This is a genomic window from Paenibacillus sp. OT2-17 (assembly GCF_009827695.1).
Taxonomy (GTDB): Bacteria; Bacillota; Bacilli; order Paenibacillales; family Paenibacillaceae; genus Paenibacillus; species Paenibacillus polymyxa_B.
Window position 1 is genome coordinate 1 of sequence record NZ_WUDQ01000089.1, and the last position, 12,167, is coordinate 12,167.

The 12,167-nt window shown below is 44.5% G+C and carries 8 protein-coding genes and 2 pseudogenes; 7 read left to right on the plus strand and 3 right to left on the minus strand.

Annotated elements, in window-relative coordinates:
* Window positions 1-820, plus strand: an 820-nt coding sequence (locus tag GRP75_RS12745) for an ABC transporter permease (RefSeq protein ID WP_160789483.1), incomplete at its 5' end; no start/stop codon positions are given.
* Window positions 821-916: 96 nt separating this feature from the next.
* Here GRP75_RS12745 and GRP75_RS12750 read toward each other — a convergent pair.
* Window positions 917-3,514, minus strand: coding sequence for a glycine betaine ABC transporter substrate-binding protein (locus GRP75_RS12750; RefSeq protein WP_023987579.1), 2,598 nt, complete (start codon window positions 3,512-3,514; stop codon window positions 917-919).
* Window positions 3,489-4,712 carry a quaternary amine ABC transporter ATP-binding protein gene (locus tag GRP75_RS12755; protein ID WP_028543061.1) on the minus strand — a complete coding sequence of 408 codons (1,224 nt, stop codon included), beginning with the start codon at window positions 4,710-4,712 and terminating at the stop codon, window positions 3,489-3,491. Before GRP75_RS12755 ends, GRP75_RS12750 begins: the two co-directional genes overlap by 26 nt.
* A gap of 514 nt (window positions 4,713-5,226) precedes the next feature.
* Here GRP75_RS12755 and GRP75_RS12760 point away from each other — a divergent pair.
* Together GRP75_RS12760 and GRP75_RS12765 are read left to right on the plus strand one after the other, a co-directional pair.
* On the plus strand, window positions 5,227-5,790 hold the full coding sequence (locus GRP75_RS12760) for a GbsR/MarR family transcriptional regulator (RefSeq protein ID WP_028543060.1): 564 nt from the start codon (window positions 5,227-5,229) through the stop codon (window positions 5,788-5,790).
* 153 nt (window positions 5,791-5,943) lie between these two features.
* Window positions 5,944-6,504, plus strand: a pseudogene (locus GRP75_RS12765) (carboxylesterase family protein); the annotation flags it as partial.
* Here the strand turns inward: GRP75_RS12765 and rpsD are convergent.
* A pseudogene (gene rpsD / locus GRP75_RS12770) lies at window positions 6,498-6,965 on the minus strand (30S ribosomal protein S4); the annotation flags it as partial. The pseudogenes GRP75_RS12765 and rpsD overlap by 7 nt on opposite strands.
* 436 nt (window positions 6,966-7,401) lie before the next feature.
* Between rpsD and GRP75_RS12775 the strand changes: the two are divergent.
* The 4 genes from GRP75_RS12775 (at window position 7,402) to GRP75_RS12790 (ending at window position 11,958) form a co-directional block, all read left to right on the plus strand.
* On the plus strand, window positions 7,402-9,387 hold the full coding sequence (locus tag GRP75_RS12775) for a sensor domain-containing diguanylate cyclase (RefSeq protein ID WP_160789484.1): 1,986 nt from the start codon (window positions 7,402-7,404) through the stop codon (window positions 9,385-9,387).
* A 195-nt stretch (window positions 9,388-9,582) separates the two neighbouring features.
* Entirely contained in the window at window positions 9,583-10,434 is an 852-nt protein-coding gene (locus GRP75_RS12780; protein ID WP_202404115.1) for a hypothetical protein, read from the plus strand.
* Window positions 10,435-10,510: 76 nt separating this feature from the next.
* Entirely contained in the window at window positions 10,511-11,626 is a 1,116-nt protein-coding gene (locus GRP75_RS12785; RefSeq protein ID WP_013310916.1) for an aminopeptidase, read from the plus strand.
* An 89-nt stretch (window positions 11,627-11,715) separates the two neighbouring features.
* The gene (locus GRP75_RS12790) at window positions 11,716-11,958 is read left to right on the plus strand and encodes an HPr family phosphocarrier protein (RefSeq protein WP_013310915.1); all 243 of its coding nucleotides are present in this window, start codon (window positions 11,716-11,718) and stop codon (window positions 11,956-11,958) included.
* Window positions 11,959-12,167 lie beyond the last annotated feature (209 nt).

Below are 12,167 nucleotides of genomic sequence, written 5' to 3' on the forward strand. Positions count from 1 at the left end.
CAACAGCGCCAGTCGGATTGCGAATCAGGTTATTAGCAGCGTGAGTGCCGGAGTATCGGTCAATTCCATGAAGCAAAAGGGAATGAACTCCGATCAGGCTGCCGCGACGCTGACTACCATCCCGTTCCGGTCCAGAGTGTTGTTTAACCCGGTATATGATTATAAACTTTTCATGCCACTAGGGGTTATTTCTGCGGCTCTCCAGCAGTGTTTGCTGCTTGGTATTGCGTTGTCTTGCACGCGTGATAAGGAAGCAGGGACTTGGGGGAGATTTGGTGCATGGAGAAATACCCCTTGGCGTATGGCTATTGCCAAACTGGCACCGTATTATGCAGCGGGAGCTTTCAATGTGCTGACTGTATTCAGTATCAGCGCTTTATGCTTCGATATTCCGTTTAGGGGACAGGTATTACCGTTGATTTTAGTGTCGCTGGCCTTTAACTTTGCACTGTGCGGGTTAGGATTCCTATTCAGTCTCTTTTCCAAGACTAGAGTGGATGCGACCCAAACCCTGATGTTGATTGCTGTTCCTTCCTTTATGCTATCAGGCTATACGTGGCCATTAGAGGCAATGCCCGGCTTCTTGCGGGGGCTTGCTGAAATATTGCCACTGACGTATTACCTGGATGCTGTACGGAATATCACGCTCAAAGGACTGGATATCACATACATCTTCAAAGATATGATTGCCTTGGGCGTCATTGGTTGTGTGAGTCTGCTGGTGTCCTTCGCGATCTATCCGTTATTCTTTAGACAGCACCAGACGACAGGGCAGCATGCCGATGTGCCTGCTCAAGAAGGATTCACGCTAAAAGGCTGAGAGCAACTTTAAATATGGATATCGTAAAAAGGCAGATCAGGAGTAAACCCTGATCTGCCTTTTGCTTATTCATATGGTTTAAAAGTGGAAAAAATATTATTGCGGCGGCTTAAGATCCTCGATAGAATCAATCGGTACATAGGATGGAACGACAAGCCCGGACATAACGCCAGTCATGCTGGTTCCGATGTCATCCACCTTATCCTTGTATTGAGCCCAATAATCAGCATGCGTCAATGGAAGCCAAGCAGCAGCAGTAGCATCTACACTTCCGCCGGCCACGCCAGTCCACATTGGGCCGATTTCCACTTGCAGGGCTGTTACTTTATAGCCCAATTTTTGTTCCAATACATATTTCAATACGTTCGTACTAGCAATTTCAGAATCCCAAGCAGCGTAGCTCAGCTTCAAAGGATCACCGTTGACGGGCTGTAGACCCTTGATCCATTCCTGAACCTTGTCAGGATGTTTATCAGCCCAGTTCTTAGCAGCCTGCTGTGGGGCGGTACCGTCCTGAATCGCGATCATCACTTCACCCATATCTTCAGCAGTCCACTTAAATCGGCTTAGAAATTCATAAGCCACAGGAGCATCCTGCTTCAAGCCTTTGCGGGCGATGGTATGAATTTCTTCCTTATCACCGTATGCTTTTTTAGGATCTTTCAAGTATTTTAAATCATATTTATTAAACATCCAGTGAGGAGTCCAACCTGTTACGACGATAGGCTGCTTGGCTTTGATAGCTTTATCCAGTGTAGCGGTCATAGCAGCTCCAGAGCTTTCAAGCAGCTTCCAGTCGGATAAGCCATAGTCATTCATAGCTTTAGCGGTTAGCTTCATTAGTCCGGCTCCAGGGTCGGTACCGACAATGCGGTAGCCGACCTCTTTGCCAAAGTCCCCAGTTGTGGCGGAAGCCGGAGCCGCTTCGGCTCCGTTATCCTGCAAATCAGTAATCGATTTAACATCCATGTAAGCTGGAACGACCAATCCGGTTTTAACACCACTCATATTAGCCCCAAGATCGTCGAGCTTATCCTTGTATTTAGCCCAGTAATCCGCGTGGGTTAACGGCAGCCATGCGGCAGGTGAAGCATCTACATCACCACTAGCGACACCCGTCCACATAGGACCTGCTTCCACTTGCAGTGCGGTTACTTTATAACCTAGTTTGTTTTCCAAAATATATTTCAGCAAATTCGTGCTGGCAATTTCAGAATCCCAAGCCACATAACTTAGCTTGAAGGTATCACCATTGACAGGTTGCAGTCCTTGAGTCCATTCCTGAACCTTGTCGGCATGTTTCTCCGCCCAATCCTTGGCAGCTTGCTCAGGACTGGTTCCGGCTTGAATGGCGACCATCATTTCACCCATATCTTCTGGTGTCCATTTGAAACGTTTCAGAAACTCATAAGCGATAGGAGCATCCTGTTGCAATCCTTTACGGGCAATCGTATGAATACCCTCGGCTTCACCATAAGACTTCTTAGGGTCTTCCAAATATTTGAGATCATACTTGTTGAACATCCAGTGAGGAGTCCAACCTGTAATAATGATCGGTTTTTTCGCTTTAATGGCTTTGTCCAGTGTGGCCGTCATGGCTGCACCGGAACCTTCAACGAGCTTCCAATCAGACAAATTGTAGTCTTGAATTGCTTTGGCAGTCGATTTCATAATGCCTGCCCCGGCATCAATACCGATAATTTTGTAACCGACTTCTTCGCCAACCGGGTTGGCAGCAGCGTTACCTTTGCCAGATGCGGAATGATCCGTACCAACAAAATATTGAGATGCACCAGCGATCAAAATGACAGCTGTAACTGCAGAAGTAATCCATACTTTTTGCTTGCTGGATACGCGGCTTTTGCCTTTTTGCGTAGGTTTAAACAGGTTTTGCGTAAAACGGTCAAGCACAATAGCCAGGACGACAACAGCTAGGCCGGCTTCAAAACCTTTACCGATTTGCAGCTGTGTCACAGCACGGTACACAACAGCACCGATGCCTTCTGCACCGATCATGGAAGCAATAACAACCATGGACAGTGACAGCATAATCGTCTGGTTAATACCAGCCATTAAGGTAGGCAATGCCAGTGGAAGCTGAACTTTGAACAGCTTTTGCGCAGATGTTGAACCGAAAGCGTCTGATGCTTCGATCAGCTCACCCGATACTTGCATAATCCCCAAGTTGGTCATACGAATGGTTGGGGGGATAGCAAAGATAACAGAAGCGATAACACCTGGTACAACACCTAGGCTGAAAAAGGTAACCGCTGGGAGCAAGTACACGAACGCAGGCATCGTCTGCATAAAATCAAGTAAAGGCGTGATAATGCGTGATGCGGATTTACTGTATGCACACCAGATCCCGATGGGAATCCCGATAACAATGGATACGAGCGCAGACGTGATGACCAGTCCCAGCGTATTCATTGTTTCACTCCAATAGCCGAGATTATCAATTAGCAGGAAGCCGATGACAGTAAACAGCGTAAGCTGAACCCGCCCGATCATAAAGGCGATAATCCCGATAATCACGATGAACACCAGAGGGTGCGGAAGCATGAACAGGCCTGAGAAAAAGCCTACTACAGCTTCTATAATGGAAGAAATAACATTAAACAATCCAGCCAGATGAATACCCATCCAGTCGACAATGGATTGAATCCACTCAGCGATTGGCAGTTTCGGTATCATGGGCATTCACCTCCTTCATAGTGGTAACATCTCCACCAAGTGCGCCGAGCAATGCTCCACGGACGATAACGCCCAGTAGCTTCTGCTTATCATCGACTACAGCCAGCGGCACTTTGGACGAGCTTGTAATTTCAAACAAATCATTAATGACAGTCTCGGCAGGAACCTGCGGTCCGTCAGTGATCAAAATATCTTCAATCTTCAAATTGTTGCGCAGTGCATGCACAGCATCCTCGGCGTTAATAACACCCAGTAGCTTTTTGGTGCGGTCAATGACGAACAAATTGGAAATCCCACGCTCCCGCATCAATTCCAGAGCCACACGCGGACCACGATCCATGGTAATGGTTTCTGGACGAAGCATGACATGAGCAGCCGTCAATACCTTGGACAGATCCACATCCTCGACGAAGCGGGCTACATAAGAGTTAGCCGGTTGGATCATAATTTCTTCCGGTGTACCGATTTGTACGACCGCACCGTCTCGCATCAATGCAATCCGGTCACCAATCCGCAACGCTTCATCCAGATCATGGGTGATAAACACAATTGTTTTCTTCATTTTATCTTGAAGCTCCAACAGCTCATCCTGCATGTCACGGCGAATAAGAGGGTCCAATGCACTGAACGCTTCATCCATCAGAAGTACTTCAGGGTCATTAGCCAGCGCCCGTGCCAGACCGACACGCTGCTGCATACCGCCACTCAATTCATCGGGCATTTTATCGCCCCAGTTTTTAAGACCAACCAGTTCCAGCGCTTGTTGCGCTTTTTCCTGACGCTGTGCTTTTTCTACCTTTTGAATTTCAAGACCATATTCTACATTTTCTAGTACAGTCCGATGTGGGAACAGGGCGAATTTTTGAAAAACCATGCTGATGGTTTTACGACGAACTTCACGAAGTTGTTCTTTGTTCATCTTACGGAGATCTTTGCCGTGGACCAGAATTTCACCGGAGGTAGGCTCAATCAAGCGATTTAGCATTCGCACCAAAGTGGACTTGCCACTGCCCGATAAACCCATAATTACGAAAATTTCACCTTGCTTAATTTCCATGTTGGCCTTATTGACACCAACAGTAATCTGTTTTTCTTTGGCCAACTTTTCCTTGCCCCAGCCTTGCTCCAGGAGCGGAACACCTTGCTCTGCGTGAGGACCAAAGAGTTTGCTGACATTTTTGACTTCCAAAATCGTCATACATACACCTCTTCTTTCTATACTTTGCTTGGTATTAACCCCATGTTGCATTAAGGATTGAGTATAAAAATCATAATTCTGAACATCCTGAACGGTTAATGACAAAATTAATTGTAACAGAAGCATTGCTTACATTTCAAACAAAAAAACTGTTCATAAAGTACGTACAGAAAAAACTGTACAAAGTTTCCTTTGATATGCTCCTTCGTTCTATAGAATGCTCAAACATTCGGAACTTTACAACCGATAGTGCTTTTTTTAAAATAGACAATGAAATATAACCATAAGAAAAAGATTTATGTATATCCATAATTTTAAAAGTTTACTATCATTAGCAATTTTGCGAATTATGATTTTGAACGATCCATGCTGTTGTAATATAGACAGAAGCTTTGTTTTTGAAACATTTCATTTATATTGAAAGATTTCATACATTGCGTCAAAGCTAATCTTTTACGGGTAAATCGTTCATACTAGGTTGTGCAAAATGCTCTAAAATTAGGAGGTTGCAAGCATGAGCTTGTACCAGTTAGGTGATGAGCAGCAGGCTTCGCTGCAAAAAATTCGCAAACGTGTTATAGAAGCTATAGGTAAAAACATGGACCTGTATGGGATCACTTTGTCTGCGGGGCATTTATACGGTTTGCTTTTTTTTGCGGATAAACCGATGACGCTGGACGAGATGGGCCGTGAAATGGAAATGAGCAAAACGAGCATGAGTACAGGAGTTCGAACATTATTGGATCTGAAAATGGTAAATAAGGTATGGAGCAAGGGCTCACGCAAAGACTTGTATGAAGTCGAATATGACTGGCATCAAACCTTCACTGATTTCTTCGCTATTAAATGGAGAAAAGCGGTAGAAACAAATTTACTGGTGTTGCGCAAAGCCATTGATGAGCTGGACAGATTGATGAATCAGGGGGAAGAGTACGAGGAATTTAAGGCGATTCTTCAGCAAGATCGTATGAAAATGAAGCAGGCCGTCGCTTATTACAAGTGGCTAGACCGACTAATTGACTCTATGGAAAGCGAAGAAATTTACAAGCTGATTCCCAAAGAAGAAGTTCGGGATTAATCGCTATTTCTCTATCTTGTTTATAAAAATGCCGGAGCGCAAAAGTGCTTCCGGTATTTTTTGGTTTGGCCGTGTGCAAAGGGTATAATAGAGATATGTAAAGATTGATATTATACCGTTGTGTTGAAGATACGAAATAAAGGAGGCTTCATGATGGAGAGTATTACAGTACATACTCGTTTAGGTCAATTACGTGGGGAAACGGGGAATGGATATCATGTATGGAAAGGTATCCCATATGCACAGCCTCCTGTTGGAAAACTACGTTTTCACGCGCCCCAGCCTTTGGAGTCTTGGGAGGGTGTACGGGCTGCGACGAGTTTTGGGCCAATCTGTCCGCAACCTATGCCATCCGCTGAAAGCATGACTGGAAATCTGGTGGAACCGCCTAAGCAGTCAGAGGATTGCTTATACCTGAACGTTTGGACACCTGCTTCGAAGGCACCTGAGAAGGGACGCCCGGTGATGGTGTGGATTCATGGCGGTGCCTTTGTCACGGGGTCCGGGATTATACCTTTATATGACGGGGAACGCATGGCGAAGAATGGCGATGTTGTGGTTGTTACGATCAATTATCGATTGGGGCCGTTAGGATTTTTGCATCTGACTCCAAAGGGAGATGGCCTGACCTCTAATGCGGGACTGCTGGATCAGATCGCTGCGCTGGAATGGGTTAGGGATCACATCTCTGCCTTTGGCGGTAACTCGGACGACAAAGCTTCTTTAATGGAAGACAGGGAACGACTTCTTTCACGAAGACCGATCACGTCGCCAAGACTTACTTGGTAAGAAGCGATGTCAACTTTTTTACCGTTCACAGTAACGTGACCGTGAGCTACCAATTGACGTGCGCCTGCACGGGAATTAGCAAAGCCAAGACGGAACACAAGGTTGTCCAGGCGGCTTTCCAGCAAGAACATAAAGTTTTCACCAGCGATACCGTGCATGTGTTGAGCTTTGTTGAACAGGGTACGGAATTGTTTTTCACCCAAGCCGTACATGTGACGCAGCTTTTGTTTCTCTTGAAGCTGCATACCGTAGTTGCTGATTTTTCTCCGTTGGTTTGCACCATGTTGTCCCGGAGGGAAAGGGCGTTTCAATTCTTTACCTGTGCCGCTCAGGGAAATACCGAGACGACGGCTCAATTTAAATTTAGGACCAGTGTAACGTGCCATTATAGAGTTAACTCCTTCATAATTAAAATTTGAGTTGGGGCTCTCTTTGCGCTCCAATTTGTTCGGCGCTACCAATTAAGGTAAGACGCACTACTGACAGAAAAGTTCAGCCGCTGTCCTGTCAGCAACAAAAAAGATGAGGGTGACACAAACTGTTACGCCCAAAATTTAAGATCCGCACAGTAGATAGTTCTGCCGTACAGTCTTTTTCATTAATATATACTATATGTAAGAGTGGGTCAATGTCAAGAAAAGAAAAAGAATGAAAACGTCAGAATTTGTCGATAGGGCTTAAGAACTAAAAAAGTGGGACGAATTTCTGAAAAATGGATGCAAATTTCTAGAGTTGAGAGTAAAATAGATCATATTATGAGCTATAGTGGTGTATAGCCGCTGTCTTGGTACAGCTAATTTTGCTGTGAAGGAGCGCCTTAATATGTCGGAATTTTCAACAACGGATCAGCAAATGCTTGACAGTAAAACAGTCCAGGCTGGCGGTGCTCCGCTGTTTGATGATAAAGGATATACGTCTTTTGCCTGGCTCCAGAACATGGATATGACACCCTATGATTTCCCCTATATTAACCAGCTGCTTGTCCAAGGATATCGGAGTTGGTTACAGCAGAGCAATGGTATATCCTGGATTAACGAAGAATATACTGCTGTTTTTAATTTTATAGGTGTTCGTGTTGCTGGTAGGGAAGAAGATGATGACGAGGATTTGGATTTGGTCGAACGTTGTTGCATATCTAGAGAGATGGAAGTGAGTCAGCGCAAACTTCGTGATGGAAGCCTTGCGTTTGTGTATATGGTTCCCATACTATGCCGTAATTACAAGAGGGAGCCCTTTGCCGCTCTTCGTTTTACACGGCCTGCTCAACATTCTGTCTCAAATCAGGACACATTGTTAGCAGCTGCTTTACATTTTAAATCCTGCTTTTACTCGAAGTTTGAGTATATATTTATGGAAGATATCCTTGGGATGCAGAATCGAAGCGATCGTGAAGGTAGACGCCGTTCTATTTTATTTCAGATTGTAAAACGGATGCATGACAAAATTGACGTGGAAGGCGTGCTGGATGAGGTATTCGGGAGCATCGCCTATTTGTTTCCCCATGTAGATATCACCTTGTATATGAGTCAGGATCGACACAGTCGCAATCCGCAGGTCAAACCTTTGCTGCTGCATGAACGGGACGAAGATGTATGCGTCCGTGCATTTATGAAAGGGCAAATGGCTGTGAATGAGCCTGTCGGTACACAAGATGAAAGGACTGAAATCGGCATCCCATTACGTGGCAAGCAGGGTGTATACGGTGTTTTCCATATGATCCTTCCATCGGGTGCGGATAGTATGAAAAAAGTGGATGTAGAGCTGATTGCCATGATGGCGGATACGGCTGGCACTGCATTTGAAAATGCGAAGCTGCTTGAGCAGTCTAATGTACTTATTCATGAATTGCGTCTCATTAATGAACTGGTTCAGCGCTTGAATCAGAGCCTGAAGTTAAATGAAATATTTGAATTTGCCGTGCAGGAGTTATTAAAAATGTTCATGGCTGACTTTTGTTGTATTGTACAGCTTGATCAGGATGGAAGCTGTTTTAAGGTCATGTCGAGTAATGTGGAAAGCTTAAAATTAGAAAGTTACCCTCATGAAGAGGGATTTGCTGGACTGATACGCAAAACAGGAGAACCAGTGATTGTGTCGGACTATAGAAAGGATGGGAAGATAACCTCTCATTTTATGGATGCGACGGACTCCCAGTCTTTGATGGCTGTACCTATGAAGACCAGCGGTACTCCTAGAGGGGTTATACTATTGTCCAGCAAGCTTCCACACTTTTTCTCTTATGATAATTACAAAATGCTGCAAATGCTAGCCCCTCATATCGGGTTGGCGGTAACCAATGCTATGCTGCACGCTGAGGTGCGACGTTTGGCTAATATGGATATGTTAACAGGTCTGTATGTACGTCATTATGTGGACCAAATCATTCAGCAACATCAGGAAAAGGATTTCTGTGGATCTCTTATTTTGGTAGATATTGATCAATTCAAACAGGTGAACGATACGTATGGGCATCAGACGGGTGACGAAATTCTGAAAAGCGTCAGCAATATCGTTCGTTCGGCGACTCGCGATGAGGATGTATGTGCCAGATGGGGCGGCGAGGAGCTTGCCATTTATTTACCGCAGCTGGGGGTACAGCAGGCGCTCGGATATGCAGAAAAAATACGTTACCGTGTACAGCATGAAACCGAGCCTCAGGTGACTGTTTCTTGCGGGATTGCTGAATGGAACTGGCTGGACGAGCAGATCAGTATTGAATCTTTATTTTATGGGGCTGATATGGCCTTGTACGAAGCGAAAAATGAAGGACGCAATCGAATAGTTGTTGATCATGTAGCCAATGTGTAGAGAATATTTCTTAGGGAATGTTCTCTTTTTGTCTTGCATAACCCATTGCAGACAGGTAATCCTAAACGTAGCTTTATCGTGTGTATGTTTGAACTATAGGGAAAACACGATAAAGTGAACCAGGTAGCATAACTGCCTTGAAGCAGGATTATTGCTCATGAGTACAGTTATGTTCAGGATAGGACGGATGATGGGATGCATTGGAGAAAGCAATGGGTGATTCAGGTTTGTGGTGTGTTCCTTGTGATAGGTGTGTTAAGTGGTTGTGCACTGGATCGACAATATACTCCTGAGCAGATTTTTAAGAGATCTGTTGCAGGAATGGCTGGCAAAGAGATGGTAACGTTTACTGGACGGACTGCAATTAGAGCTGACAGTGGTCTGCCAACGAATAAGCAGTTTGAATATCGCGGTAGGCTAAGAAATCACGATGAATTGATCATGCATTGGGGCTCTACAGAAGCTTTTCGTAAGCAAGGTGGCTACGTAGCCCTGCAACAAGGTAAGTCCGAGCATGATGTTACACAAGAACATTTTCTTCGTCAGAGTGGAAAATGGGTTGCGCTGACATCCGGTTATCCCCCTCTGGGTGGAAATGGTATGTTAAATCGCTTCAATCCGATTCAGGAGCTTGAGGAATTAAATACACTGAATAAGAGCATTCGTATGGAAACGGGAGCTGCCCGGGGAACTTGGATGTTGAGGATTGAACCGGAATCTGCTTCGGCAAAGCGCTGGTTGAAAGATCGTTTAATAAAAGAAATGAATACGTTAAACCCTCAAATCGGGATATTAAAAACGCAGCATACAGGAACGAATCGAGAACTGCAAAAGAAGCTGACTCAAGTATGGTCACAAAGTTGTGAGGATATGTGCAACCAGTTGGAGCAATCCATTGTGCGTACTGTGTATCATCTGACCATAGATCGCCAAACAGGTTTACCCTTAAAGCTTTCATCGGAATGCAGGATTTCCCGACAGGGAGTGAATGAAGAGCTGCATCAAGAGGCTTTGATAACCAGAGTTACTTTTGAGGACTACAAGTAACGGAGCGGGCGTGATACAATGAATTTTGAATTAACCATTGTTCAAAAAGAATGAAATAGAGAAGGAGAGACACTACATGAAAGATCCTAGAATACTTAAGCTGGCGGAAAATTTGGTAGGTTACTCTGTTGAGGTGCAGCCTGGAGAAAATGTATTGATCGAAATGATTGGTACAGAGCGTGACTTGCTTAACGCCATCATTCATGAAGTTGGTAAAAAAGGTGGAAATGTTTTTGTACAACTTACAGACCGTAAGGTACAGAGCGCCATGCTTCGTCACGCGACAAAGGAAATGCTGGAGACCTGGGCTGAGATTGACCTTAACCGGATGAAGCAAATGCACTGCTACATCGGAATTCGTGCAGGGGAAAATGTAAATGATCTGTCAGATGTGCCGGAAGATAAAATGAAAATGTATAATTCCATTTATCAGCATGCGGTACATAGCGAACAACGGGTGAAACACACCAAATGGGTAGTGCTGCGTTATCCGAATGACAGCATGGCTCAATTGGCGAATATCAGCACAGAAGCATTCGAAGATTTTTATTTCGATGTGTGTAATCTGGATTATGCAAAAATGGACAAAGCTCAAGATGCATTGGCAGACCTGATGAATCGGACGGACAAGGTACGGATCAGCGGACCGGGTACGGATTTGAATTTCTCTATTAAGCAAATCGGAGCTATCAAGTGTTCAGGTCAATGCAATATCCCGGATGGCGAAGTATACAGCGCACCTGTACGTGATTCCGTTAACGGAACTATCAGCTACAATGCACAAACCCTGTATAATGGTATTACTTTTGAAAATGTTAAATTCCGTTTTGAAAATGGTAAGATCGTGGAAGCGACGAGTAACGATACGAAGCGGCTGAATGATATTCTTGATTCTGACGAGGGAGCACGTTATATTGGCGAGTTTGCCATCGGGTTTAATCCGCACATTTTACATCCAATGAAGGATATTTTGTTTGACGAGAAAATCGCTGGCAGCTTGCATTTTACACCAGGTCAAGCTTATGAAACAGCGGATAACGGTAATCGTTCATCCATCCACTGGGATTTGGTGTTGATTCAGCGTCCAGAATATGGCGGTGGTGAAATTTATTTTGACGATGTTTTGATTCGTAAAGACGGCATCTTTGTACTGCCTGAGCTGGAGCCATTAAACCCTGAAAATTTAAAATAACGATATCCGTTCTTGCTGAGAAAGCGATTTCAATGTATTATTATGGATGAGTAACGATACATGACAATTCAGTAAAGCGAGGGATCTCTATGTCCAATAATAACGCGGCTGTTGTTGAAATTGCACAGACGGCGAGCAAGTTCACCTCTTCCATCGTCCTTCATTCCGAAAATAAGTATATTGATGTGAAAAGTATACTGGGCTTGTTTACGACCCTAGTCAGCAGCCATAGCTATGAACTACACGTTCATGGACCAGATGCGGAGGAAGCTAAGAAAGCGATCATCGAGGTGTTCGAGAAGCACGGACTTCATATTTCAGTAGCCAGCTAACTTTATTCTTGAAGCAAAAGCATCCCTACCTGTAACTGTAGGGATGCTTTTTTTGTCAGGTTCTTGTATTAGCCTGCAATTTGGTCTAATATTAAGGATAGGACGTCTTGTGCGACATTGAGACATAGGGGGGAAGAATCCATGACTTCATCTGATTTGCAGGAACAATTGAATATCAAGCCTATTAATCTGCTTCAGGAAGATGCAGA